The organism is Streptomyces sp. NPDC048659 (assembly GCF_040650575.1).
Taxonomy (GTDB): domain Bacteria; phylum Actinomycetota; class Actinomycetes; order Streptomycetales; family Streptomycetaceae; genus Streptomyces.
The window spans coordinates 23,896-49,048 of record NZ_JBEZHM010000037.1; the positions used below are offsets into that span (position 1 = coordinate 23,896).

Below are 25,153 nucleotides of genomic sequence, written 5' to 3' on the forward strand. Positions count from 1 at the left end.
GGGCGGTGATCAGACGGCCGGTCTTGGCCGTCGTACGGAGAGGGGCCCCGCACTCGTCGAGTGCGGGGCCCCTCTCCGTATCCCGAGGACCGGACTAGAAGTCCTCGTCCAGGTCCACCGACCCCTCCACCGCCACCTGGTAAGCGGACGGGCGGCGTTCGAAGAAGTTGGTGAGCTCCTGGACGCCCTGGAGTTCCATGAACGCGAACGGGTTCTCCGAGCCGTACACCGGGGCGAAGCCCAGGCGGACCAGGCGCTGGTCGGCGACGCACTGGAGGTACTCGCGCATCGACTCGGTGTTCATGCCCGGCAGGCCGTCGCCGCACAGGTCGCGGCCGAACTGGAGCTCCGCCTCGACGGCCTCGCGCAGCATGTCGGTGACCTGCTGCTGGAGCGCGTCGTCGAAGAGCTCGGGCTCCTCCTTGCGGACGGTGTCCACGACCTCGAAGGCGAAGTTCATGTGCATCGTCTCGTCGCGGAACACCCAGTTGGTGCCGGTCGCCAGGCCGTGCAGCAGGCCGCGGGACCGGAACCAGTACACGTACGCGAAGGCGCCGTAGAAGAACAGGCCCTCGATGCACGCGGCGAAGCAGATCAGGTTGAGGAGGAAGCGGCGGCGGTCGGCGGCCGTCTCCAGCTTCTCGATCTTCTCGACCGAGTCCATCCACTTGAAGCAGAACTGCGCCTTCTCGCGGATGGAGGGGATCTCCTCGACCGCGTCGAACGCCGCCGCCCGGTCGTCCGGGTCGGGGAGGTACGTGTCCAGGAGCGTCAGGTAGAACTGGACGTGCACGGCCTCCTCGAAGAGCTGGCGCGAGAGGTACAGGCGCGCCTCGGGGGAGTTGATGTGCTTGTAGAGGGTCAGGACCAGGTTGTTCGAGACGATCGAGTCGCCCGTCGCGAAGAACGCGACCAGCCGGCCGATCATGTGCTGCTCACCGGGGGTGAGTTTGGCGAGGTCGGCGACGTCCGAGTGGAGGTCGACCTCCTCCACGGTCCAGGTGTTCTTGATCGCGTCGCGGTAGCGCTCGTAGAAGTCCGGGTAGCGCATCGGACGGAGGGTCAGCTCGAAGCCCGGGTCCAGGAGGTTCTTGTTCTCGGTGGTGCTCATTACTGGCATGCCTCGCAGGACTCGGGGTTCTCAAGGGAGCAGGCGACCGCGTCGGGGTCGGCGGCCTGCTGGACGGGGATGGGGGCGGCGGTCGCGGCGGACGCCTGGGCGGCGCGGGCGATCCGGGTCGCCGGGCGCGAGCGCAGGTAGTACGTGGTCTTCAGGCCCTGCTTCCAGGCGTACGCGTACATCGACGACAGCTTGCCGATGGTCGGCGTCTCCATGAACAGGTTCAGCGACTGCGCCTGGTCCAGGAACGGCGTGCGGGCGGCGGCCATGTCGATCAGGCCGCGCTGCGGGATCTCCCACGCCGTGCGGTACAGCTCGCGCACCTCGGCCGGCACCCAGCCGAAGCCGGCGATCGAGCCGTTGGCCTCGCGCAGCGCCTCGCGGGTCTGCGGGTCCCACACGCCCAGCGCCTTCAGCTCGTCCACCAGGTACGAGTTGACCTGGAGGAACTCGCCGGACAGCGTCTCGCGCTTGAACAGGTTGGAGACCTGCGGCTCGATGCACTCGTAGACACCGGCGATCGAGGCGATCGTCGCCGTCGGCGCGATGGCCAGCAGCAGGCTGTTGCGCATCCCGACGGCGGCGATCCGCTCGCGCAGCGCGGCCCAGCGCTCCGGCCAGTTCAGCTGGACATCGAAGTGGTCCGGGTGCAGCACGCCGCGCGCGGTGCGGGTCTTGTCCCAGGCGGGCAGCGGCCCGTTGCGCTCGGCGAGGTCGGCGGACGCCTCGTACGCGGCCAGCATGATCCGCTCGGCGATCCGGGTGGACAGCGCGCGGGCCTCGGGCGAGTCGAAGGGCATCCGCAGCTTGAAGAAGACGTCCTGGAGGCCCATCGCGCCCAGGCCCACCGGGCGCCAGCGGGCGTTGGAGCGGCCCGCCTGCTCGGTCGGGTAGAAGTTGATGTCGACGACCCGGTCGAGGAACGTGACCGCGGTGCGCACGGTCTCGTCGAGGCGCTCCCAGTCGATGCCGCCGCCGGCCACGAAGGCGCCCAGGTTGACCGAGCCGAGGTTGCAGACGGCCGTCTCGCCGTCGTCGGTGACCTCGATGATCTCGGTGCAGAGGTTCGAGGAGTGGACGACGGAGCCGGGCTCGGCGGTCTGGTTCGCGGTGCGGTTGGAGGCGTCCTTGAAGGTCATCCAGCCGTTGCCGGTCTGCGCGAGGGTGCGCATCATCCGGCCGTACAGGTCCCGGGCCGGCATCGTCTTCTTGGCCAGGCCCGCCGCCTCGGCCTCGCGGTACGCCGCGTCGAACTCCTCGCCGTACAGGTCGACCAGCTCGGGCACGTCGGCGGGGGAGAACAGCGACCAGGGGGCGTCCGCGTTGACCCGGCGCATGAACTCGTCCGGGATCCAGTGCGCCAGGTTCAGGTTGTGGGTGCGGCGGGCGTCCTCGCCGGTGTTGTCGCGGAGCTCCAGGAACTCCTCGATGTCCGCGTGCCAGGTCTCCAGGTAGACGGCGGCGGCACCCTTGCGGCGCCCGCCCTGGTTGACGGCGGCGACGGAGGCGTCCAGCGTCTTCAGGAACGGCACGATGCCGTTGGAGTGCCCGTTGGTGCCGCGGATCAGCGAGCCGCGGGCGCGGATGCGGGAGTACGAGAGGCCGATGCCGCCCGCGTGCTTCGACAGCCGCGCGACCTGGTGGTAGCGGTCGTAGATGGAGTCCAGCTCGTCCTGCGGGGAGTCCAGCAGGTAGCAGGAGGACATCTGCGGGTGGCGGGTGCCGGAGTTGAAGAGGGTGGGGGAGGAGGGCAGGTAGTCGAGCCGGCTCATCAGCCCGTACAGCGCCGCCACCTCGTCCACGGCGCGGTCGCTGTCGTCCTCGGCGAGGCCGCTCGCCACGCGCAGCATGAAGTGCTGCGGGGTCTCGATGACCTGGCGGGTGATCGGGTGGCGCAGCAGGTAGCGGGAGTACAGGGTGCGCAGGCCGAAGTAGCCGAAGCGGTCGTCGCCCGCCGGGTCGATCAGGGCGTCGAGGTAGCCGGCGTGCGCGGCGACGAACGCGGCCGTGCGGTCGGCGATCAGGCCCTCGCGGTGCCCGACGGCGACGGAGGCCGAGAAGGCGACGGCGCCCTGGCCCGCGGCCTCGTCGGCGATGGTGAGGGTGAGCAGCCGGGCGGCGAGCCGGGAGTACGCCGGGTCCTCGGCGATCAGTCCGGCGGCGGCCTCGGTGGCCAGTTCGCGCAGCTCCGCCTCGTCCGAGGAGGCGCTGCGGCCGCGCAGGGCGGCGGCGGCGACCTTGCCGGGGTCGGTGTCCGGGAGGTCGGCGGTGAGATCGGTCAGGGTCCGCAGCAGCACGGTGCCGGGGCCGTCGGTCTCGATCGCTGCGGCCGGATCGGCGGGCGCGATGGTCACGTGGGGGCTCTCCCTCGCTCGGCTCGGTGCCAGGGCGGGGGGCGGGAACGGGACGGCCGTACGCACGGCTGCGCCGCGTCCACCGGCCCACTCCGCGAGGCCCGGACGTCTGTCGGCACCCGGAACGGACGGACCGGGTGCGCTGTCGGCAGGTCCTCGGACTCACCTTGGCGCGAACGCGCACAAAACACACCGTTGCGGGACAGTTCCGGATTTCCACCGGATTCCCCTGCGGCGACAGCGAGGACGAGCATACATGTGGGGGGCACCGCTCGCGGCACCCCCCACATGTTGTGTCGGCCTGGAGCCTGTCCGGCGGCGGTCAGAGCTCCAGAACGTAGGTGAACAGGGTGAAGTCCAGGCCCGGAACCGGCTTCCAGTCGCGTTCGGGGGAGCGGACGAAGCCCAGTCGCTCATAGATCCGGTGGGCGGTGGTCATGCTCCGCTGGGTGGACAGCACGATCCGGGCGCACCCCTCGGCGGCCCGCGCCCGGTCCACGCAGGCCCGCACGAGGGCCTCCCCGACGCCCCGGCCGCGCGCCGCGTGCGCGACGGCCAGCATCCGGAACTCGGCCTCGCCGGGGCCCGCGATGTCGGCCCACTCCTCGCCGCCGAGCGCGAAGGTCACGCCGCCGAGGACGGCCCCGGCCGCGTCGGCCGCCGCGTCGACGGCCACCAGCACCTCGGCCTCGGCGTCCCGCCGGGCGGTGTCCCGCAGCCGGTGCAGATAGTCGTCGTCCTCGCCGAACGTGAGGAAGCCGTCGTCGAGGTAGGCCCGCGCGGTGACCTCGCCGAGCGCCTCGTACTCCTCGGGCCGTACCGCCCTGATCGTGAAGTCCATGCCAGGGAGTCTGCCCCGGGGCGCGGCTCCGGCCGCCGCCGGGACCCCCGGCACGGCTCCGACCGCCTCGGGGACCCCCGGGCACGGCTCCGCCCGCCGCCGGGTGTCCCGGGGCGGGCGGAGCGCGGGGCGCGCGGGGCGGTCGGCGGGGCTCAGTGCCCGGCGGTGCCGACCTTCGGGAGCTCGGTGGCGACGCCCTTGTCGCCGGCGTCCGCCGTGTAGTCGCCGGGCGCGGTCTCGTCGACGCCGTCGGGCGCCTTGAGCGCCTTCAGGACGAAGGTGAGGACCACGGTGACGACCAGGTTGAGCACGAAGGCGGTGAGGCCGATGTAGCCGATCTCGCCGATGCCGGGGATCGCGGCCGAGGAGCCGCCGAAGTGCGCCTGCTTGGGCGTGCTCACGTTGTACGCGGCGATCGTGCCGTAGACCATGCCGACAGCCCAGCCGGCGAGCAGCGCCCAGCGGTGGAACCAGCGGGTGAACAGGCCGCCGACGAGGGCGGGGAAGGTCTGCAGGATCCAGATGCCGCCGAGGAGCTGGAAGTTGATGGCGACGGTCTTGTCCATGGTGAGGACGAAGACCAGCGCGCCGACCTTCACCAGCAGCGAGACCAGCTTGGAGATCTTGGTCTCCTGCTCGGGGGTCGCGTCCGGCTTGAGGAAGTCCTTGTAGATGTTCCGGGTGAACAGGTTGGCCGCGGCGATCGACATGATCGCGGCCGGGACCAGGGCGCCGATGCCGATGGCCGCGAAGGCCACCCCGGCGAACCAGGCCGGGAACATGTCCTCGAAGAGCTGCGGGATGGCGAGCTGCCCGTTGCTGACCTTGACCCCGGCGGCGATGGCCATGAAGCCGAGCAGCGCGAGCAGGCCCAGCATCAGCGAGTACAGCGGCAGGATCGTGGTGTTGCGGCGGATCACCTCGCGGCTCCGGGACGACAGGGTCGCCGTGATGGAGTGCGGGTACATGAAGAGCGCCAGCGCCGAGCCGAGCGCGAGGGTCGCGTACGTCCACTGGCCGGCCTCGGCCGGTACGAGCCCGCCGGCCTTGGCGGCGGTGAACTTGGCGTCGGCCGAGGCGAAGATCTCGTCGAAGCCGCCCAGCTTGATCGGGATGTAGATGATCGCCACCGCGATGACGAGGTAGATCAGGGTGTCCTTGACGAAGGCGATGAGCGCCGGGGCGCGCAGCCCGGAGGAGTACGTGTAGGCCGCGAGCACGCCGAAGGCGATGAGCAGCGGCAGGTCCTTGACGAACCAGTGGGTGTCCTCGCCGCCGCCGACGCCCATCACGTCCAGGACGGCCTGGATGCCGACGAGTTGCAGGGCGATGTACGGCATGGTGGCGAGGATGCCGGTGACGGCGACCGCCAGCGACAGGCCCTTGGAGCCGAAGCGGCCGCGGACGAAGTCGGAGGTCGTCACGTAGCCGTGCTTGTGCGAGACCGACCACAGGCGGGGCAGGAAGGTGAAGATCAGCGGGTAGACCAGGATCGTGTACGGCACGGCGAAGAAGCCGGCCGCGCCCGCCGCGTAGATGGCCGCCGGGACGGCGACGAAGGTGTACGCGGTGTAGAGGTCGCCGCCGAGCAGGAACCAGGTGACCCAGGTGCCGAACGAGCGCCCGCCGAGGCCCCATTCGTCGAGGCTGTTCTCGTTCTCGGCCTTGCGCCACTTGGCGGCCAGGAAGCCCATGACCGTGACGGCCAGGAAGAAGAAGACGAAGACGCCGAGCGCGACGCCGTTCACGCCGTCGTTCATCGCGCGTCACCCCCCTTGCGGGCGCGCTGGTCACGCTTCCAGAGCTGGTACGCGATCATGGTGAGCGCGGTCGAGACGACCACCCAGAGCATCTGGTACCAGTAGAAGAACGGGATGCCGGCGACGGTGGGCTCCACCTTCGCGTACGAGCCGACCCACAGCATCGCGACGAACGGCGCGAACAGGCAGAGCCCGATCACCACCCTGACCGGTGTGATGACCGGTTGTTTCCCTTGTGCCGCTTCTGACATGGCGAAACCGTCCCCTCGCTGATCACCTCGTGAGACGGGGAAATCTAGGGGACGGTCCCGCTGTTAGGAACCCCTGTCCGTATAACGGATCAAGACTGTCAGGTCTACGTCAGATCGATACCGGACGGGCCCGGTTCAGCCGTTGGGGCGCTGCAGTCGGGCGACGAACTTGTAGCGGTCGCCGCGGTAGACGGAACGCACCCATTCGACCGGTTCGCCCTGGGCGTCCAGGGAGTGCCGGGAGAGCATCAGCATCGGCAGGCCCACGTCCGTGCCGAGCAGTCCGGCCTCGCGCGGGGTGGCCAGCGAGGTCTCGATGGTCTCCTCGGCCTCGGCCAGGTGCACGTCGTAGACCTCGGCCAGCGCCGTGTACAGGGAGGTGTACTTGACCAGCGAACGCCGCAGCGCGGGGAAGCGCTTGGCGGACAGGTGGGTGGTCTCGATGGCCATCGGCTCGCCGCTCGCCAGGCGCAGCCGCTCGATCCGCAGCACCCGCCCGCCGGCCGTGATGTCGAGCAGCCCGGCGAGGGTGTCGTCGGCCGTCACGTACCCGATGTCGAGCAGCTGCGAGGTGGGCTCCAGGCCCTGCGCGCGCATGTCCTCGGTGTACGAGGTGAGCTGGAGGGCCTGGGAGACCTTGGGCTTGGCCACGAAGGTGCCCTTGCCCTGGATCCGCTCCAGCCGTCCCTCGACGACCAGTTCCTGGAGGGCCTGGCGCACGGTGGTGCGCGAGGTGTCGAACTCGGCGGCCAGGGTGCGCTCGGGCGGGACCGGGGTGCCGGGCGGCAGGGTGTCCGTCATGTCGAGCAAGTGCCGCTTCAGTCGGTAGTACTTGGGCACGCGCGCGGTGCGAGTGGCGGCGGTCCCGCCCTCAGTCTCCGTGCTGCCCGCGTCCGTGGCCATGGCCTGCCTTCCCGACTCCTGTGCTGCTGCCGTCACCGGCTCCTCCGTCTGTCGCGGCTCACATGGTGGCACGGACCGGTCACGGGTCGTCGCCCTCCCTCAGGTGTCGGTCCGATAACGGACGCGACTGCCCTTCTTATACACCCTTGACACCCCTAAAGGTCTAGGCCAAGCTCCGGGTACTGGTCTACACCATTAAAGACCAGGTCCCAGCCCCACGAGCATTACTCGACGTATGTCTGTATGTCTTCGCGCGGTGGGCAGGGGTTGCAGCATCCCTGAGGAGGGTGGCGTGAAGCGCAAGCTCATCGCGGCGATCGGCGTCGCGGGCATGATGGTCAGCATTGCCGCGTGTGGTGGCTCGGACGACAAGGGCGGTGCGAAGGCCGGCGGCGACGCCAAGGAGCTCACCGTCTGGCTGACGGTCGACGCCCAGAACAACTGGCCGGAGCTGGTCAAGGCCGCCGATGACGCGGTCACCAAGAAGCACCCCGGCATCAAGATCAAGCACGAGTACTACGGCTGGCCGGACAAGAACACCAAGCTCGACGCGGTGCTCGCCACGGACAAGGCCCCGGACGTTGTCGAGATGGGCAACTCCGAGATGATCAGCTACATGGCCAAGGGCGCCTTCGCCCCGGTCGACCCGTCGAAGTTCGACAACTCCGACAAGTGGCTCGACGCGCTGAAGGACTCGGTCACCTACAACGGCAAGACCTACGGTGTCCCCTACTACGCCGGTGGCCGCGTGGGCACCTGGCGCAAGGACATCGCCGCCGAGGCCGGTGTCAAGGCCGCGCCGAAGACGTGGGCCGAGCTGACCGCCGCGCTCGACGCCATCCAGAAGAAGAAGGGCGACAAGTTCAGCGCCTGGTACCAGCCGTCGCCGGACTGGTACGCCGCGATGTCCTTCGTCTACGAGGCGGGCGGCTCGATCGCCAAGCAGGACGGCGAGACCTGGAAGGCGAACCTCTCCTCGCCCGAGTCCGTCAAGGGCCTCACCGAGTACAAGAACATCGTCGACAAGTACATGCACGGCGACAAGACGAAGGACGAGTCCGACCGTCCCGTCGTCTTCGGCCAGGGCAACTCCGCGACGATCTTCGCCGCCGGCTGGGAGGGCGCCACCGCCGCCGACCCGAAGTCCGACAAGGTCGGCGGGCTGAAGGACAAGCTCGAGAACTTCGTGATGCCCGGCCCGTCCGGCAAGAACCTCCCCGTCTTCCTCGGCGGCTCGGACCTGGCCATCCCGGTCAAGTCCAAGGCGCAGGACGTCGCGGCCGAGTGGATCGCCGCCTTCACCGGCCCCGAGGGCCAGAAGGGCCTGATCGCCAAGGGCAACCTGCCCAACAACAAGGCGGACCTCGCCCCGCTGAAGAACGACCCGGCCACCGCCGTCCCGGCGACCGCGGCCGAGTCGAGCTGGTTCGTCCCGACCGCCCCCGGCTGGGGCCAGGTCGAGAAGGCCCAGACCCTCAAGACGATGCTCATCGAGATCGCCAACGGCAAGAAGTCGGTCGAGCAGGCGGCCAAGGACGCCGACGCCGCGATCGACAAGGTCATCAACACCAAGTGACCTATGGCAGGGCCCCGTCGCCACGGCGGGGCCCTGCCGCCCGTACCACGAGAGGGATCGCTGAGGAGCACGGGATGAGTGCCGCAGACACAACCACCGCGAAGGTGCCGCCGGTGCGGCAATCGCCACCATCCGGCTCCACGGCCGGTGCCCCCGCCCCGCGCGGGAAGTCCATAGGCAGAGCCGGGGTCCCATGGCTGCTCCTCGCGCCATGTCTGCTCGTGCTCGTCCTGGTGCTCGGCTATCCGCTGATCCGCCTGGTCGCGCTCTCGTTCCAGAACTACGGCCAGCCGCAGCTGTGGGGCTTCGAGTCGGCCACCTCGGCCGGCCTGGACAACTTCACCCGGATCCTCGGCGACAGCGAGTTCTGGTCCGTGGTCCTGCGCACCGTGATCTTCGCGGGCGGCGCGGTCATCGTCACGATGGTCCTCGGCATGGCGATCGCGCTGCTCCTCCAGCGCGTCTCCGGCTGGGTCAAGCTCCTCATCAACATCGTCCTCGTGGCGAGCTGGGGCATGCCGATCATCGTCGCCACCGCCATCTTCAAGTGGATCTTCGACACCGACTACGGCGTCCTCAACTGGCTGCTGAGCCGCCTGCCGGGTGTCGACATGATCGGCCACAACTGGTTCGCCAGCGGCCCCCAGGGCCTCGCCGTGATCATGCTCCTGGTGGTCTGGGGCGCCGTCCCCTTCGTCGTGATCACCCTCAGCGCCGGTCTCACCCAGGTGCCCAAGGAGCTCGAAGAGGCCGCCCGCCTCGACGGCGCCGGCGCCTGGAAGGTCTTCCGCTACGTCACGCTGCCGATCCTCAAGCCCATCATCGTCATGCTGACGACGCTCTCGGTGATCTGGGACATGGGTGTCTTCCCGCAGGTCTACGTGATGCGCAACGGCCACCCCGAGGCCGAGTTCCAGCTCCTCACCACGTACTCGTTCGACCGGGCGTTCGTCGTCAACGACTACGGCACCGGCTCCGCGATCGCGCTCGTCACGGTCCTGCTGCTGCTCGGCGTCGTCGCGGTGTACATGCGCCAGATGCTCAAGATCGGAGATGTGGAGTGAGCACCGCCAAGGCCACCGCCAAGGTCGGCGCGGCCCCGCGCCGCCCGCGCAAGTCGAAGCTCGGCTGGAACCTGCTCGGTCTGCTCGTCTTCGTCACCGCCGGCTTCCCCGTCTACTGGATGCTGAACACCGCGTTCAAGCCCGACCGGGACGCCATCGACCCCAACCCGAAGTTCTTCCCGACCACCTTCACGCTCGACAACTTCAAGCGTGCGCTGGACATCGCGGACTTCTGGGGCCCGGTCACCCGCAGCCTCCTCGTCTCGTCCATCGTGGTCGTGATCGGCATCGTGGTCGGCCTGCTCGCCGCCCTCGCGATCTCCCGCTTCGCCTTCCGCGGCCGCAAGGTCGTCATCGTCGGCATCCTCGCGGTCCAGATGGTCCCGCTGGTCGCGATGATCATCCCGGTCTTCCTGATGCTCAACGACCTGGGCCAGTACGACAAGATCAGCGGCCTGATCATCACGTACCTGACCTTCATCCTCCCCTTCACGGTGTGGACCCTCCGCGGCTTCATCGTGAACATCCCCAAGGAGCTGGAGGAGGCCGCGCAGGTCGACGGCTGCACCCCCACCGGCGCGTTCCTGCGGGTCGTCTTCCCGCTGCTCGCCCCCGGCATGGTCGCCACCTCGGTCTACGGCTTCATCCAGGCATGGAACGAGTACCTCTACGCCCTGATGCTGATGAGCCAGCAGAACCAGACGGCCACCGTCTGGCTCTCCAACTTCATCACCAAGAACGGCACCGAGTACTCCGCGATGATGGCCGGCTCCACCATGATGGCCGTCCCCATCGTGATCCTCTTCCTCCTCGTCCAGCGCAAGATGGCCGCTGGCCTGACGGCCGGCGCCGTGAAGGGATGACGTCCTCCCCATGACCATTCTCGAAAGCGCCTCGGACACCCTGACCCGGGACGCCCTCACCGTCCTCCAGCCCGGCTTCGTGGGCACCACCGCCCCCGACTGGCTGCTGCGCCGGATCGGCGAGGGACTCTCCTCGGTCGGCCTGTTCGGACGCAACATCGACACCCCGGAGCAGCTCGCCGCGCTCACCGCGCGGCTGCGCGCCGAGCGGGACGACGTCCTCGTCGCCATCGACGAGGAGGGCGGCGACGTGACCCGCCTGGAGGTCAAGCAGGGCTCCTCCTTCCCGGGCAACTACGCGCTGGGCAGCGTCGACGACGTCGAGCTCACCCGGGCCGTGGCCCGCGAGCTCGGCAGCCGGCTCGCCGCCTGCGGGGTCGACCTCAACTGGGCGCCCTCCGCCGACGTGAACTCCAACGCCGACAACCCGGTCATCGGGGTGCGCTCCTTCGGCGCCGACCCCGAGCTGGTCGCCCGGCACACCGTGGCCTACGTCGACGGCCTCCAGGCCGTCGGTGTCGCCGCCTGCACCAAGCACTTCCCGGGGCACGGCGACACCAATGTGGACTCGCACCACGCGCTGCCCCGCATCGATGTGGACCTGGACACACTGCACGCCCGTGAGCTGGTACCTTTCCGCGCGGCCATCGCCGCCGGTACCAAAGCCGTCATGAGCGCGCATATCCTGCTCTCCGCGCTCGACCCGAACCGCCCCGCCACCCTGAGCCCGCAGATCCTCACCGGTCTGCTGCGCCGGGAGCTGGGCTTCGAGGGGCTCATCGTCACGGACGGCATGGAGATGCAGGCCATCTCGTCGACGTACGGCATCGAGCGCGGATCCGTCCTCGCGATCGCCGCGGGCGCCGACGCCATCTGCGTCGGCGGCGGGCTCGCCGACGAGGACACCGTACTGCGCCTGCGCGACGCGCTGGTGAACGCGGTACGGGCCGGTGAACTGCCCGAGGAGCGGCTGGCCGACGCCGCGGCGCGCGTGCGCGCCCTGGCGGCCTGGACCCAGGCGCACCGGGCGAGGGGGGCTGGTTCGGGGCCGGGCGCGGCAGTGCAGGAGGGGACCGCGCCCGGCACCGACGTGGGCCTCGTCGCGGCCCGCCGGGCCCTGCGGCTGACCCCGGGCGAGCACCCGTACCAGCCGGTCACCGAGGCGCCCTACGTGGCCTCCTTCACCCCCGTCGCCAACTTCGCGGTCGGCGACGAGACCCCCTGGGGCGTCGCCGCCGAGCTGGCGCGGCTGCTCCCGGGCACCGCGACCGGCAACTACGGCGCCGACGCCGCGCCGGACGAGCTGCTCGCGGCGGCCGGCGACCGGCGCGTGGTCGCGGTCGTACGGGACGCCCACCGGCACCCGTGGATGGCGAAGGCCCTGGACGACCTGCTCGCCGCCCGCCCGGACACCGTGGTGGTCGAGATGGGCCTCAACGAGTCGGAGCCCCGCGGGGCCCTGCACATCGCGACCCACGGCGCCGCCCGCGTCTGCGGCCGCGCCGCGGCGGAGGCCGTCGTGGGCCGCTAGTCCCGCTCCGCCCGTACGCAAGGGGCCCGGCACCTGATCCAGGTGCCGGGCCCCTTCGCGTGACGTGCGCCCGTGAGCGGGCCGCCGGAACGGCTAGATGCCCTGCCAGGCGGGCTTGTTCGCGAAGGTGTGGCGGAAGTAGTCGGCCAGCTTCAGCTTGGAGGCGGCGGCCTCGTCCACGACCACGGTCGCGTGCTGGTGCAGCTGGAGCGCGGAGGCGGGCACGAGCGCCGAGACCGGGCCCTCGACCGTCTGCGCCACGGCCTCGGCCTTGCCCTCGCCGGTGGCGAGCAGCACCAGGTGGCGGGCCTCCAGGATGGTGCCGATGCCCTGGGTGATGACGTGGTGCGGCACCTGCTCGATGTCGTTGTCGAAGAAGCGCGCGTTGTCCACGAGGGTCTGCTCGGTGAGCGTCTTGATCCGGGTGCGGGAGGCGAGCGAGGAGCAGGGCTCGTTGAAGCCGATGTGCCCGTCGGTGCCGATGCCGAGGATCTGGAGGTCCACGCCGCCGGCCTCGCCGAGCGCCCGGTCGTAGGCCACACAGGCCGCCTGGACGTCCTCGGCGGAGCCGTCCGGGCCCATGAAGGCGTCCTGGGAGAGGCCGAGCGGCTCGACGACCTGGCGCAGCACCGTGGACCGGTAGGACTCGGGGTGCCCGGCGGGCAGCCCCACGTACTCGTCCAGCTGGGCGATGCGGGCCCGGGAGGCGTCCACGGAACCGGCCGCGACCATGGCCGTCAGGGCGTCGTAGATGGGCAGCGGGGTCGATCCGGTGGCCACGCCGAGCAGCGCGTCCGGCTTGCGGCGCAGGAGGTCGGCGATGCCGTCCGCGATGAGCTCGCCGCCCGCCTTGGCGTCCTTGACGATGACAACTTCCACGCTGTGCCTGCCGATCTGGTGAGGGGCTGGAGAGGAGCCTGGTGGTATAGACCAATCAAAGCCCAAATCTAGCAGAGCCGAGGCCGTCCGCCCATGTCGTTCCGGGTCCTTCCGGCCCCTTCCGGCCCGCCGGCGGGCCCGGGGTGTCCGCCCTCGGCCCACCTCACCCATCGTCGGCCGCCCCCGCCCCGTCAGCCACTCGGGGACCGCGCCCGCCCTTTCGTAGCGGGCGCTATAGAATTTCTCCATGACCTCGAAACAGCGCGGCCGGCCCCGCTCCTTCGACCGCCCGACGGCGCTGGAGCAGGCCATGACGGCCTTCTGGGAGCACGGGTACGAGACGACCTCCGTCTCCGACCTCACCCGCGCGATGGGCATCAGCGCGCCCAGCCTCTACGCGGCCTTCGGCGACAAGAGGACCCTCTTCGAGGAGGTCGTGGAGGGGTACGCGCGCTCGTACGGCGCCTTCGGCGGGCGCGCCTTCGCGGAGGAGCCGACCGCCCGCGCCGCGATGGGCCGGACGCTCAGGGAGGCGGCCAAGGCGTACACGGACCCGGCCCACCCGCGGGGCTGCCTGGTGATCTCGGCCGCGGTCAACTGCTCGACCCCCGAGGTCCAGGAGGCCCTGCGCGGGCGCCGGGAGGCCGATGCGGCCGCGTTCGAGGAGCGGATCCGCCGGGACGTGGAGAGCGGCGAGCTGCCCCCGGACACCGACGTCCGGGCCCTCGCCCGGTTCGGCGGCGCCGTCCTTCAGGGCATGTCCCAGCAGGCCCGCGACGGGGCGGGACGGGAGGAGCTGGAGGCGCTGGCGGAGACCGCGATGCGCGCCTGGCCGCCGGCCGACGGCGCGCGGGAGGCCGAATCGGCCCCGTAGTGGACACCCGCGGGCCGCGGCGCCTGACGGGACCCTCAACCCGTCCGGCACCGCAGCCCGGAGTTGCTCGGCCGTGGGTGTGCGGTGCCCTCGGCCGTTGGGGAGGTCTCGGCGCAGTCAGGGCAGAGAGCGCCGGGTACCTCGTCCACCCTCCTGTGCGGGGAGAGTGGAGGCTCCTTGGGAAGCATTGTGGACTAGACCATTCTCGTCTGTCCATCCATAGGAGCCGGGTCCTTCCGGGCCCATCCTCCAACACGGAGCCCCGGAGATCCAGGTTCACCGCCCCGTAATTCCGCGGGTACGCTCGCACACGTGCCCTCCATGAACGACCTCGTCCGCCAGCACACCGCCCTGAGCGAGTCCGACCTCGACTGGCTCCACACGCTGGTGTCGGAGTGGCAGCTGCTCTCCGACCTCTCCTTCGCCGACCTCGTCCTGTGGGTCCCCACCCTGGACGGCACCCGGTACGTCTCCGTCGCCCAGATGCGGCCCAACACGGGCCCCACGTCCTACCAGGACGACATGGTCGGCCATCTGGTCCCGCGCGGCCGGCGCCCGCTCCTGGACGCCGCCCTCGACGAGGGCCGGATCGTCCGCGAGGGCGACCCGGAGTGGCGCGAGGAGGTCCCGGTCCGGGTCGAGTCCATCCCCGTGCGCCGCGAGGGCCGCGTCCTCGGCGTCATCGCCCGCAACACCAACCTGCTCACCGTCCGGACCCCCTCGCGCCTGGAGCTCACCTACCTCCAGTCCGCCTCCGACCTGGCCCAGATGATCGCCGCGGGCACCTTCCCGTTCCCCGGCGAGCAGGTGGACATGGACTCCTCGCCCCGCGCGGGCGACGGGCTGATGCGGCTCGACGCCGACGGCATCGTGCAGTACGCCTCGCCCAACGCCCTCTCCGCGTACCACCGGCTCGGCCTCGCCGCCGACCTCACCGGCCAGCACCTCGGCCAGATCACCGCCGAACTGGCCCCCTCCCGAGGCCCGGTCGACGAGGCCCTGGCCACGATGGCCTCCGGCTACGCCCCGCGCGAGTTCGAGGTCGAGGGCAACGGCGGCGTGATCCAGCTCCGCGCGATCCCGCTCAAGCCCAAGGGCACCCGCATCGGTTCGCTGGTGCTGCTCCGGGACGTCACCGAACTGCGCCGCCGCGAGCGCGAGTTGATCACCAAGGACGCCACCATCCGGGAGATCCACCACCGGGTGAAGAACAACCTCCAGACGGTGGCCGCCCTGTTGCGCCTCCAGGCCCGCCGGATGGACTCCGAGGGCGGGCGCGAGGCCCTCAACGAGGCCGTGCGGCGCGTCGGTTCGATCGCCATCGTCCATGAGACGCTGTCCCAGAACCTGGACGAGCGGGTCGAGTTCGACGAGATCGCGGACCGCGTGATCGCGATGGTCGCCGAGATCTCCCCGGGCAAGGTCACCTGCCGGCGCAACGGGCGCTTCGGCATCCTGGACGCCGAGGTCGCCACGCCGCTCTCCATGGTCCTCACCGAGATCCTGCAGAACGCCCTGGAGCACGCCTTCGCGCCGGGGGAGCGGGGCACGGTCGAGGTCACCGCCGTCCGCGGCGAACCCCGCGCGGACGCCCGGCTGCTGATCACGGTCAAGGACGACGGGCGCGGACTGCCCGAGGGCTTCGACCCGCAGCGCGCGGGCAACCTGGGGCTCCAGATCGTACGGACCCTGGTCGAGGGCGAGCTCGGCGGCGCCTTCGACATGCAGCCGGGCGACGAGCGCGGCACCCGGGTCGTCCTCGACATCCCCGTGCAGCCGCAGAAGTAGCCCCCGTACGGCGGGGGTTGGGGCCCTCCTGGGCCTCGGCCCCGGCCGCGCCCGCACCGCGCACAGCAGCGAGCCCCGGACCGAAAGGAACTCGGTCCGGGGCTCGAATGCTGTGGGTTACTACTGCTGCGCGCTGCGGCTCGGGGGCGGTGAATGCGTACACGATGTACGCGCCGCGTGCCTCAGGCTGTCACAGGTGGCTCAGGCGCTGGCGTTGCGCGCCCGGTTGCGGGCGGCGCGGCGCTTCATCGCGCGGCGCTCGTCCTCGCTGAGGCCACCCCAGACGCCGGAGTCCTGGCCGGACTCGAGCGCCCACTGCAGGCACTGCTCCATGACGGGGCAGCGGCGGCAGACGGCCTTGGCTTCCTCGATCTGCAGCAGCGCAGGACCGGTGTTGCCGATGGGGAAGAACAGCTCGGGGTCTTCCTCACGACAAACGGCGTTGTGACGCCAGTCCATGGCTGCTACCTCTCTTGGTTATTACGTGCAAGTTGCTTGTGAATGTGAACGCTTTCACGAATCCCCCCGCAAGGGAAGGGCCGACTGCCAGGTGAACTGGTGTGGTCCAGAGTTTGAGGAGGGGTTCTGGCTCTCAGTGGAGGCCGGTGTTGCGGGCCGTCCCGATCGCCAAGAAGAGACTCGCAAACCTCGGCAGCGGATACAACCCCTTCTGGAAAGTTTTTTTTGATTCCTCGGTGTCGGCTCCGTCACAGCCGTACTTCTAGGGGGTGGATGGCAGCCTAAACGTTCGAGTAGAAGGACTTTCGACCCTTCCGGTCACACAATCACACGCAGTGCACGGCGTACGCCTGTGAACGTCACGCTCGTACGCAGCCCCAGATGGTCGCCGTCCATCTGAAGGGGCAGGGGCACCTTCGAATGCAAGGTGAAGTCGGTCAGGTCGTGCAGGGTTCTCGCGTGCTTGCCGTGCGGCCCCTTTTCGGGGGTCGAAGTGAGCAGCTGAGTGGCATAGCGGGCCACCGAAGGAGCCGAGAGCCGGCTCAGTCCGAGCACGTCCAGCGCCGTTTCGAAGGACGCCTCCGGGGACGCGTACACCGGGCGATTCCCCAGGTAGGTCCAGGGGGAGGTGTTGCAGATTATGGAGAGGACCAGATCCTCCACAGGATCCTCACCCGGGCGCTCCAGCGTGATCGTCCCGTGCCGCCGGTTCTGCTCGCCCAGGAACTGGCGCACCACCTGGCGCAGATAGAGCGCGTGCGTCGAACGCTTTCCGCGCTCCCGCTGCTGTTCGACCCGGCCGATCACGCTCGCGTCGAATCCGAAGCCGGCACAGAACGTGAACCACCGTTCCGGAACGGCCTCGTCCTCCGTGCCCGGCGTCCCGGACGCCAGCCCCAGGCTCACCGTCCGTGCCCGCCGCTCACGCAGCGCGTCGAGCAGCGCCCCGGTCGCCTCCACGGCGTCGTTCGGCAGCCCCAGCGCGCGGGCGAACACGTTGGTCGAGCCGCCCGGCACCACCGCGAGCCCCGGCAGCCGGTCCGGATCGGGCCCCGCGTGCAGCAGCCCGTTGACCACCTCGTTCACCGTGCCGTCGCCGCCCAGCGCCACGACCAGGTCGATGTCGTCCGAGTCGGCGGCCCTGCGGCCCAGGTCACGGGCGTGCCCGCGGTACTCGGTGGTGATCGCGTCCAGCTTCATCTCGCTGGCCAGCGCGTGGATCAACACGTCACGGGTGCGGGCACTGGTGGTGGTGGCTGCCGGGTTGACCACGAGAAGCGCGCGCATGGTCGCCAGGGTACCTACCCGGCGGTACCGGGGCCCAGCCCGGCCCGTGCCCCCGGCTCCCCGGCCGCCCCGGCTACCCTGCAGGACATGAGCAGTGCCGACAGCGCCGAGGGTGCAGACATGAGCAGCAGTACGGAGCGGAGCCCGCGGCCCGGGCGCCTCACGGCCGCCGCCGCGGTGGCCGGCGTCGAGGGCCTCGCCCTCCTGGCCGGCGGCCTCTACATGCTGGTGACCGTCCTCGGCGACGGGCCCGACGACCTGACCTCGGCCGTCATGGGCGCCGCGACCCTGGTCGCCCTCGGCCTGATCCCGCTCGCCGCCGCCCGCGGCCTGTGGCTGCGCCGCTCCTGGGCCCGCGGCCCCGCGGTCATCACCCAGATCCTCGCCCTGCCGGTCGCCTGGCAGCTGCTCCAGGCGAACAGCGTCATGATCCCGGCCGGCATCGCCCTCGCAGTGCTCGCCGTGACCGGGCTCGTCCTGCTGGCGAGCCCGTCCACGACCGAGGCACTCGGCATCCGGCGCCCCGGCCAGGGCCAGGACGCGCCCCGGTAGTCCCGGGGGCCTACTCCTCCACGAGCAGCTTCTCCCGCAGCTGCGCCAGCGTGCGCGCGAGCAGCCGGGAGACGTGCATCTGCGAGATCCCGACCTCCTGCGCGATCTGCGACTGGGTCATGTTCCCGAAGAAGCGCAGCAGCAGGATCCGCTTCTCGCGCGGCGGCAGGTCCTCCAGGAGCGGCTTGAGCGACTCCCGGTACTCGACCCCCTCCAGCGCCTCGTCCTCCGCGCCCAGCGTGTCCGCGACCGCGGGGGACTCGTCGTCGGTGTCCGGCACGTCCAGGGAGAGCGTCGAGTAGGCGTTCGCCGACTCCAGGCCCTCCAGGACCTCCTCCTCCGAGATCCCCAGCCGCTCCGCCAGCTCGTGCACGGTCGGTGACCGTCCGTGCTGCTGCGAGAGCTCCGCCGTCGCCGTGGTCAGCGAGAGCCGCAGCTCCTGGAGGCGCCGGGGGACCCGGACCGCCCAGCCCTTGTCCCGGAAGTGGCGCTTGATCTCGCCGACCACCGTGGGGGTCGCGTACGTGGAGAACTCCACGCCCCGGTCAGGGTCGAACCGGTCCACCGACTTGATCAGGCCGATCGTCGCCACCTGGGTCAGGTCGTCGAGCGGCTCGCCCCGGTTGCGGAAGCGGCGGGCCAGGTGCTCCACCAGCGGCAGGTGCATCCGCACCAGCCGGTCGCGCAGCGCGGCCTTCTCCGCCGACCCCTCCGGCAGCGCCCGCAGCTCGATGAAGAGCGCCCGCGCGCCACTGCGGTCGTGCGGGTCGTGGGCGGCCGGGGCGGCCGGGGCGGGCTCGGGGGCCTCGCCCGCGGCATCGGCGGGGGGCCCGGCGGTCTCACCGGACGCCCCGGCGGCCCCCGGAGCCTCCGCGGCCTCTTCGCCCTTAGGGGCCCCTGGGGGCCCTGAGGCCCCTGGGGTACCCGGAACCTCGTTGTGCTGGTCCTGCTCGCTCATCTGGTCCGCCTGCTCCGCGTGATCCGTAGCGACCTCGACTCCCGTCCCGACCGGGGCCGACCCGGCCTCGGCGTCCGGATGCGGCCGTGCCTGCTGCTCAGGGATGCCGGCCGTCGCGTCCCCGCGCCTCACGCCGGGCCTGGCCCCGCGCCGCGCTGTTTGTACAGGCTGATGGAGACCGTACGGTCGGCCGCCACGGACGACTCCACCTTGCCGGCCAGTGCCGACAGCACCGTCCACGCGAAGGTGTCCCGCTCGGGGGCCCGGCCGTCCGTCGTCGGGGCCGACACCGTGACGTCGAGCGAGTCGTCGACCAGCCGGAAGACGCAGCTCAGCACCGATCCCGGCACGGCCTGCTGGAGCAGGATCGCGCACGCCTCGTCGACGGCGATGCGCAAGTCCTCGATCTCGTCGAGGGTGAAGTCCAAACGCGCCGCGAGACCGGCCGTGGCCGTACGCAGCACGGACAGGTAGGCACCCGCAGCGGGCAGCCGGACTTCCACGAAGTCCTGGGTCCCGGGCTCGCCTGCGATCTGGGACACCCTCACCTCCAAGGTGGCACAAGCTCTTTCGGGGTCCGGGGAAGAACCCCCCGAACCGGGCGGAACGCAGTGGGTTGCGCGATCCGCCGAGACGCTATCGCGATCCGTCCCGCCGTGTCGCCGGGGGCCCTGAGGACCGGCCCCCGCCCGGCGGCCGCGGAGAACCCGCGGAGGGGTGACGTACCCAGCCGTCAGACGATCGAACCGTCCACGAAGCACCAGCGCCAGCGCTCGTTCGGCTCGAAGGTCCGCATCACCGGATGACCCGTCGCCGTGAAGTGCGCCGTCGCGTGCCGCCCCAGCGAGGAGTCGCAGCAGCCCACGTGCCCGCAGCTGAGACAGAGCCGCAGCTGGACGGGGTGGGTGCCGTCGGCCAGGCACTCCGGACAGGTGTCGTTCAGCGGCGCCGGTTCGGGGCGCGGCATTTCGGCAACGTGCGGGCACTCGCTCATGATGGCCAGGTTACGTTGTGCCGGGACTCGCGTAGCGGGAGTGACGCAAGCCCACGGACGTTACGGACGGGACGGGCATGGACGCACTTCAGCTGGTGGGACTGGTCGCGGCGAGCGCCGCGGTGGCGGGCTTCGCCCGCCGCACCCCGGTCCCCGCGCCGCTGCTCCTGGTGACCGTCGGCCTGATCGCCGCCTATCTGCCGGGCGTGCCGGACTACACCCTCGACCCGCACATCGTGCTGCCGCTGATCCTGCCCCCGCTGCTCTACACGGCCGCCGTCGACTCCTCGTACCTCGACCTGCGCGCCAACATCCGGCCCGTCGCCCTGCTCTCCGTCGGCTACGTGCTCTTCGCGACGGTCGCGGTCGGCTGGCTCGCGTACGTCCTCGTGCCCGACCTGCCGCTGACGGCGGCGCTCGTGCTCGGCGCGGTCGTCGCCCCGCCGGACGCCGTCGCCGCCACCGCCATCGCCCGCAAGCTCGGCCTGCCGAACAGGATCACGACCATCCTCCAGGGCGAGTCCCTGGTGAACGACGCCACCGCCATCACCGCGTACAAGGTGGCGCTCGCCGCCGCCGTGGGGGAGGGCATCAGCTGGGCCGGCGGCCTCGGCGAGTTCGCCCTCGCCTCGCTCGGCGGCATCGGCGTCGGCCTGATCCTCATGGTGCCCATCCACTGGCTCCGCACCCATCTGCGCGAGGCGCTGCTCCAGAACACCCTCTCGCTGCTCATCCCCTTCGTCGCCTACGCCGCCGCCGAGGAGGTCGGCGCCTCCGGCGTGCTCGCCGTCGTGGTCGTCGGCCTCTTCCTCGGGCACAAGAACTGGCAGGTCGACTTCGCCACCCGGCTCCAGGAGGAGGCGGTCTGGAAGATGGTGGCCTTCGTCCTGGAGTCCGCCGTCTTCGCGCTGATCGGCCTCCAGCTCCCGTACGTCGTCCAGGGCCTCGGCCGGTACGGGATCGGGGAGGCGGCCTGGTACGCGGCCGGGGTCTTCGTGGCCGTGGTCGTCGTCCGCTTCGTCTGGGTCTACCCCGCCACCTTCCTGCCCCGCCGTCTCTCCGCGCGCATCCGCGCGCGCGAACCCGAGGTGGACTGGCGGGCGCCGCTGGTCGTCGGCTGGGCCGGGATGCGCGGGGTCGTCTCGCTCGCCATCGCCTTCTCCATCCCCGTCGTCGTCGACGGGACCGAGTTCCCGGCCCGCAACCTGGTCCTCTTCCTCACCTTCACCACCGTCATCGGCACCCTCGTGGTCCAGGGCCTCACCCTGCCGCCGCTCATCCGGGCCCTGAAGCTGCCCGGCCGCGACCGCTACCAGGAGACCCTCGCCGAGGCGCAGGCCCAGAGCGAGGCGTCGGGGGCCGCCGAGGCCCGCCTCGACGCACTGCTCGCCGACGAGCGCAACGCCCTCCCGCCGCCGCTCGCCGACCGGCTCCGCACCGTCCTGGAGCGCCGCCGCAACGCCGTCTGGGAGCGGCTCGGCGCCGTCAACGAGGTCACCGGCGAGACCGCCGACGAAACGTACCGGCGGCTGGCCCGCGAGATGATCGACGCCGAACGCGAGGTCTTCGTACAACTGCGCGACGCGCGCCGGATCGACGACGAGATGATGCGCACCCTGCTGCGCCGGCTCGACCTGGAGGAGGCCGCGGCCTACCGGGAGGAGTCCGACTGAGGCTCCGGGGCACCCGTGACCACGGCCGCGATCCGGGTGCCGGGGGCGAAGGCGCCCTCCTCGGCGAGCGTCACGAGCCCATGGAGCATTTTGGCCACATACAGCCGCTCGATGGCGAGTCCATGCCGCGCCCCGAAATCGGCCGCGAAGGCGTCGAGCTCCGGGGTGGTACGGGCGTAACCGCCGCAATGGAAGCGCTCGTCCAGCCGCCACTCCCCGCGCGGGCCGCCGAAAGCGGCCTCCTGGAGGGCCCTGACCTCGTCGCCGAGGAAGCCGCCCCTGAGCACCGGGACGCCGAGGACGGGGCCCGGGAACCCGGCGGCCAGCCCGGCCAGGGTGCCGCCCGTCCCGCAGGCGACGGCGGCCACGTCGGCCCAGCCCGCCAGCTCGCGCCCGAGCCCGGAGCAGCCCTCGGCCGCGCGCGCGTTGCTGCCGCCCTCGGGGACGACGTACACGTCCTCGGGCGCCTCGCCCAGGATCCGGCCGAGGACGGCGGGCTCGTGCTTGGCGCGGTACGTGGCGCGGTCGACGAACAGCAGCCGCATCCCGTCCGCCGCGCACCGCGCGAGCGAGGGGTTCAGCGGCCGGCCGGCCAGCTCGTCGCCGCGCACGACGCCGATGGTGCGGAAGCCGAGCAGGCGGCCCGCGGCGGCCGTCGCGCGCAGGTGGTTGGAGTAGGCCCCGCCGAAGGTGAGCACGGGGCGCCCGGCCGCCGCGCGCAGGTTGGGCGCCAGCTTGCGCCACTTGTTGCCGGGCAGGTCGGGGTGGATCAGGTCGTCGCGCTTGAGCAGCAGCCGCAGGCCGTGCCGGGTGAAGCGCTCGTCCTCGACCGGCTCCAGGGGGGAAGGGAGCCGGGGGCGCAGGCGGGCGAGGTCGGGCGCGTTCACCCGGTCATTCTCCCGGACGGGCGGCTCTCCCAGGAGGGGCGGCCCTCCGGGGACGGGCGGTCGCCCGGGCGGGCGGCGTCCCCCGCGCGGGGGACGCCGCCTGAGGCCCCGCGCGGGTCAGCGCAGCTGCTCGGCGATCCGCTCGCGCATGGACGCCATCGTGAAGCCGCGCGGATCGACCTTGCCCGGCTGCCACTCCAGGTGCCCGATCACCGAGCGCTGGGTCCAGCCGTGCACCCGGCAGACCGCCGCCGCGGCCTTGGCGATGGCGTCGAGCTGGACCTTGGGCCACGGGTCCACGCCGTCGCCGAGGTTCTCGCACTCGAAGCCGTAGAAGTGCCGGTTGCCGTCGGTGGTGGCCTCCCGGTCCGGCGGCAGGCCCTTCTCGGCGATGACCGCGCGCAGCACCTCGGCGTCGCCGAGACCGGCGTGGTTGGCCCGGCCGTAGCCGACCAGGTGGACGCTGCCGTCCTTGGCGATGACGCCGTGGCAGAGCGGCCCCGGCAGGGACTCGTAGCCGTCCCGGCAGATGCGGACGGTGTTGTCGGTGCCCCGGGTGACGGTGTGGTGGATCATCACGCCGTACACGGGGCCCCAGGGGCCCTTCTGGTTGCGGTTGTGGGTGCGCCAGTCGCCGACCTCGACGACATCGAGGCCCTCGCCGCGCAGCGCGTCGAGGAAGCGGTTGGCGGACATGGGTGAGGACATGACCGGCTCCTTCCAGCAGGGCGATCACAGGGGGATCACCGGTCGTTCCGGGGTACCGGAGCGACGCCCTCCGCTGCCATCCGTTCGGACCGTGTGCGAGCAGATCCGGACACGGGGGAGTGAAGGGGCGCGAAACAGCGCCCACCGGCGTGCACTGTTCGAGTGGAAATCGCGTCCCATGCCCGTTTGAGGCTCGCCGAGTCCCACTCTTTTGTGTAATGGCGGTGGCACTCTCCGTGCTGAAAGGCTTCCTCTCGCAGATCTGTCATACGAGAGGGAGTTCCATGTCCGTTGGTTCGGTTGAGGACGAGGCCCGCGCGGAGCAGACGCCGCCGCAGCAGAGTCTCGGCACGGCCGCCGCGCGGAACCTCGCGTCCACCACCAAGTCGGCCCCGCAGATGGAGGAGATCTCCTCCCGCTGGCTGCTGCGCACGCTGCCGTGGGTGGAGGTCAAGGGCGGCACCTACCGGGTGAACCGGAGGCTCAGTTACTCCGTGGGCGACGGCCGCGTCACCTTCGTGCAGACCGGGGGGCGGGTCGCCGTCATCCCGGCCGAGCTCGGCGAGCTCCCCGCCCTGCGCGGTTACGAGGACCCGGACGTCCTCGCCGAGCTGGCCGCCCGCTGCCGGCAGCGGGAGCTCGCGGCGGGCGAGGTCCTCGCCGCGCGCGGCGAGCCCGCCGACCGGGTGCTCCTCCTCGCGCACGGCAGGGTCGAGCGGATCGGCGCCGGGCCGTACGGGGACGAGACCGTGCTCGGCGTCCTCGCCGACGGCTCGTACCTCGGCGAGGACGCCCTCGTCGACGGCGAGGCGGCCTGGGAGTGGACCGCCCGCGCGGCCACCGCCTGCACGGTCCTGGAGCTCACCCGCGCCGACGTGCTCGCCCTCGCCGAGCGGGCCGGCTCGCTCGCCGCGCAGCTCGCGGGGGTCACCGCCCTGCCCGAGCAGCGCACCAACTCCTTCGGCGAGGCCGCCATCGACCTCTCCGCGGGCCACGTCGGCGAGGCCGTCCTGCCGCACACCTACGTGGACTACGAGGCCGCCCCGCGCGAGTACGAGCTGAGCGTCGCCCAGACCGTCCTGCGGGTGCACTCGCGCGTGGCCGACCTCTACAACCACCCGATGGACCAGACCGAGCAGCAGCTGCGGCTCACGGTCGAGGCGCTGCGCGAGCGCCAGGAGCACGAGCTGGTCAATAACCGGGAGTTCGGCCTCCTCGCCAACTGCGACTACGGGCAGCGGATCCAGCCCCACGACGGCGCCCCGAGCCCGGACGACCTGGACGAGCTGCTCTCCCGCAGCCGCGACGCCAAGCTCTTCCTCGCCCACCCGCAGGCCATCGCCGCCTTCGGCCGCGAGCTCAACCGCCGGGGCCTGGTGCCCGACAGCGTCGACGTGGCGGGCACCCGGACGCCGGCCTGGCGCGGGGTGCCGATCCTCCCGTGCGACAAGATCCCGGTCTCGCCCGAGCGCACGACCTCGATCCTCTGCATGCGTACGGGCGAGTCCGACCAGGGCGTGATCGGCCTGCACCAGACCGGCCTGCCGGACGAGATCCAGCCGGGGCTCTCCACCCGCTTCATGGGCATCGACGCCCAGGCGATCGTGTCCTACCTGGTCACCGCCTACTACTCGGCCGCCGTCCTCGTTCCCGACGCCCTGGGCGTGCTGGAGAACGTGGAGATCGGCCGCCGGCACTGAGCGGCGGGCGCGGCGAGGACGCGATGAGGACCAGGACGGCTCGGAGAGCCACCGGGACGACGGAGCCGGACACGGCCCACCGGACGGCCGAGGGCACGGCCGACGAGACAGCAGACGAGACAGCCGAGGCG

General features: G+C 71.3%; 23 protein-coding genes and 1 riboswitch. Of the genes, 9 read left to right on the top strand and 14 right to left on the bottom strand.

Annotated elements, in window-relative coordinates; translation table 11 throughout:
* Positions 1 to 94: 94 nt before the first annotated feature.
* The 6 genes from AB0C99_RS25485 to AB0C99_RS25510 form a co-directional block, all read right to left on the bottom strand.
* Complete coding sequence (locus AB0C99_RS25485; protein WP_362479269.1) at positions 95 to 1,111, bottom strand: ribonucleotide-diphosphate reductase subunit beta; 1,017 nt, start codon at positions 1,109 to 1,111, stop codon at positions 95 to 97.
* Positions 1,111 to 3,474 (bottom strand): ribonucleoside-diphosphate reductase subunit alpha, encoded by a 2,364-nt coding sequence (locus AB0C99_RS25490; RefSeq protein ID WP_362479272.1) that lies wholly within the window; start codon positions 3,472 to 3,474, stop codon positions 1,111 to 1,113. Before AB0C99_RS25490 ends, AB0C99_RS25485 begins: the two co-directional genes overlap by 1 nt.
* A gap of 129 nt (positions 3,475 to 3,603) precedes the next feature.
* A riboswitch (cobalamin riboswitch) is annotated at positions 3,604 to 3,745 on the bottom strand.
* A 51-nt stretch (positions 3,746 to 3,796) separates the two neighbouring features.
* Positions 3,797 to 4,315, bottom strand: coding sequence for a GNAT family N-acetyltransferase (locus AB0C99_RS25495; RefSeq protein ID WP_362479275.1), 519 nt, complete (start codon positions 4,313 to 4,315; stop codon positions 3,797 to 3,799).
* Positions 4,316 to 4,467: 152 nt separating this feature from the next.
* Positions 4,468 to 6,075: a monocarboxylate uptake permease MctP gene (gene mctP, locus AB0C99_RS25500; RefSeq protein ID WP_362479277.1), complete on the bottom strand. Its 1,608-nt coding sequence runs from the start codon at positions 6,073 to 6,075 to the stop codon at positions 4,468 to 4,470.
* The gene (locus tag AB0C99_RS25505; protein ID WP_362479280.1) at positions 6,072 to 6,326 is read right to left on the bottom strand and encodes a DUF3311 domain-containing protein; all 255 of its coding nucleotides are present in this window, start codon (positions 6,324 to 6,326) and stop codon (positions 6,072 to 6,074) included. Before AB0C99_RS25505 ends, mctP begins: the two co-directional genes overlap by 4 nt.
* 135 nt (positions 6,327 to 6,461) lie before the next feature.
* A complete protein-coding gene (locus AB0C99_RS25510; protein WP_362479407.1) occupies positions 6,462 to 7,229 on the bottom strand; it encodes a GntR family transcriptional regulator in 768 nt (255 codons plus the stop codon).
* A gap of 292 nt (positions 7,230 to 7,521) precedes the next feature.
* Here AB0C99_RS25510 and AB0C99_RS25515 point away from each other — a divergent pair, with 292 nt between their 5' ends.
* The 4 genes from AB0C99_RS25515 to AB0C99_RS25530 all read left to right on the top strand — a co-directional run bounded on the left by AB0C99_RS25515 (position 7,522) and on the right by AB0C99_RS25530 (position 12,263).
* Complete coding sequence (locus AB0C99_RS25515) at positions 7,522 to 8,805, top strand: extracellular solute-binding protein (protein ID WP_362479283.1); 1,284 nt, start codon at positions 7,522 to 7,524, stop codon at positions 8,803 to 8,805.
* A 74-nt stretch (positions 8,806 to 8,879) separates the two neighbouring features.
* The gene (locus AB0C99_RS25520) at positions 8,880 to 9,869 is read left to right on the top strand and encodes a sugar ABC transporter permease (RefSeq protein ID WP_362479286.1); all 990 of its coding nucleotides are present in this window, start codon (positions 8,880 to 8,882) and stop codon (positions 9,867 to 9,869) included.
* Positions 9,866 to 10,732: a carbohydrate ABC transporter permease gene (locus tag AB0C99_RS25525; RefSeq protein ID WP_362479288.1), complete on the top strand. Its 867-nt coding sequence runs from the start codon at positions 9,866 to 9,868 to the stop codon at positions 10,730 to 10,732. The genes AB0C99_RS25520 and AB0C99_RS25525 overlap by 4 nt, the downstream gene beginning before the upstream one ends.
* 10 nt (positions 10,733 to 10,742) lie before the next feature.
* Positions 10,743 to 12,263 carry a glycoside hydrolase family 3 protein gene (locus tag AB0C99_RS25530; RefSeq protein WP_362479290.1) on the top strand — a complete coding sequence of 507 codons (1,521 nt, stop codon included), beginning with the start codon at positions 10,743 to 10,745 and terminating at the stop codon, positions 12,261 to 12,263.
* Between the two features lie 93 nt (positions 12,264 to 12,356).
* Here AB0C99_RS25530 and nagB read toward each other — a convergent pair whose 3' ends face one another.
* A complete protein-coding gene (gene nagB / locus AB0C99_RS25535; protein WP_362479293.1) occupies positions 12,357 to 13,142 on the bottom strand; it encodes a glucosamine-6-phosphate deaminase in 786 nt (261 codons plus the stop codon).
* A 247-nt stretch (positions 13,143 to 13,389) separates the two neighbouring features.
* Here nagB and AB0C99_RS25540 point away from each other — a divergent pair, with 247 nt between their 5' ends.
* Both AB0C99_RS25540 and AB0C99_RS25545 read left to right on the top strand, forming a co-directional pair.
* The gene (locus AB0C99_RS25540) at positions 13,390 to 14,016 is read left to right on the top strand and encodes a TetR/AcrR family transcriptional regulator (RefSeq protein ID WP_362479295.1); all 627 of its coding nucleotides are present in this window, start codon (positions 13,390 to 13,392) and stop codon (positions 14,014 to 14,016) included.
* A 321-nt stretch (positions 14,017 to 14,337) separates the two neighbouring features.
* Positions 14,338 to 15,804 (top strand): PAS domain-containing sensor histidine kinase, encoded by a 1,467-nt coding sequence (locus AB0C99_RS25545; RefSeq protein WP_362479410.1) that lies wholly within the window; start codon positions 14,338 to 14,340, stop codon positions 15,802 to 15,804.
* 201 nt (positions 15,805 to 16,005) lie between these two features.
* On the opposite strand, the gene AB0C99_RS25550 is transcribed toward AB0C99_RS25545, so the two are convergent.
* Positions 16,006 to 16,263: a WhiB family transcriptional regulator gene (locus AB0C99_RS25550; protein WP_003953983.1), complete on the bottom strand. Its 258-nt coding sequence runs from the start codon at positions 16,261 to 16,263 to the stop codon at positions 16,006 to 16,008.
* Positions 16,264 to 16,581: 318 nt separating this feature from the next.
* On the bottom strand, positions 16,582 to 17,550 hold the full coding sequence (locus tag AB0C99_RS25555; RefSeq protein WP_362479298.1) for a diacylglycerol kinase family protein: 969 nt from the start codon (positions 17,548 to 17,550) through the stop codon (positions 16,582 to 16,584).
* Between the two features lie 87 nt (positions 17,551 to 17,637).
* On the opposite strand from AB0C99_RS25555, the gene AB0C99_RS25560 reads away from it, so the two are divergent.
* A complete protein-coding gene (locus AB0C99_RS25560) occupies positions 17,638 to 18,102 on the top strand; it encodes a hypothetical protein (protein WP_362479301.1) in 465 nt (154 codons plus the stop codon).
* A 10-nt stretch (positions 18,103 to 18,112) separates the two neighbouring features.
* On the opposite strand, the gene AB0C99_RS25565 is transcribed toward AB0C99_RS25560, so the two are convergent.
* The 3 genes from AB0C99_RS25565 to AB0C99_RS25575 form a co-directional block, all read right to left on the bottom strand.
* A complete protein-coding gene (locus tag AB0C99_RS25565; protein WP_362479304.1) occupies positions 18,113 to 19,192 on the bottom strand; it encodes an RNA polymerase sigma factor SigF in 1,080 nt (359 codons plus the stop codon).
* On the bottom strand, positions 19,189 to 19,602 hold the full coding sequence (locus AB0C99_RS25570; RefSeq protein WP_362479307.1) for an anti-sigma regulatory factor: 414 nt from the start codon (positions 19,600 to 19,602) through the stop codon (positions 19,189 to 19,191). The genes AB0C99_RS25565 and AB0C99_RS25570 overlap by 4 nt, the downstream gene beginning before the upstream one ends.
* A 191-nt stretch (positions 19,603 to 19,793) precedes the next feature.
* Positions 19,794 to 20,054, bottom strand: coding sequence for a UBP-type zinc finger domain-containing protein (locus tag AB0C99_RS25575; protein ID WP_362479309.1), 261 nt, complete (start codon positions 20,052 to 20,054; stop codon positions 19,794 to 19,796).
* A 77-nt stretch (positions 20,055 to 20,131) separates the two neighbouring features.
* Here AB0C99_RS25575 and AB0C99_RS25580 point away from each other — a divergent pair, with 77 nt between their 5' ends.
* Positions 20,132 to 21,727 carry a Na+/H+ antiporter gene (locus AB0C99_RS25580; RefSeq protein WP_362479312.1) on the top strand — a complete coding sequence of 532 codons (1,596 nt, stop codon included), beginning with the start codon at positions 20,132 to 20,134 and terminating at the stop codon, positions 21,725 to 21,727.
* Here AB0C99_RS25580 and AB0C99_RS25585 read toward each other — a convergent pair.
* Complete coding sequence (locus AB0C99_RS25585) at positions 21,706 to 22,614, bottom strand: pyridoxal-phosphate dependent enzyme (protein ID WP_362479315.1); 909 nt, start codon at positions 22,612 to 22,614, stop codon at positions 21,706 to 21,708. The genes AB0C99_RS25580 and AB0C99_RS25585 overlap by 22 nt on opposite strands.
* A gap of 117 nt (positions 22,615 to 22,731) precedes the next feature.
* Entirely contained in the window at positions 22,732 to 23,322 is a 591-nt protein-coding gene (locus AB0C99_RS25590; protein WP_362479318.1) for an N-acetylmuramoyl-L-alanine amidase, read from the bottom strand.
* Between the two features lie 284 nt (positions 23,323 to 23,606).
* Between AB0C99_RS25590 and AB0C99_RS25595 the strand changes: the two genes are divergently transcribed.
* The gene (locus AB0C99_RS25595; RefSeq protein ID WP_362479320.1) at positions 23,607 to 25,022 is read left to right on the top strand and encodes a family 2B encapsulin nanocompartment shell protein; all 1,416 of its coding nucleotides are present in this window, start codon (positions 23,607 to 23,609) and stop codon (positions 25,020 to 25,022) included.
* The last annotated feature ends 131 nt before the right edge of the window (positions 25,023 to 25,153 follow it).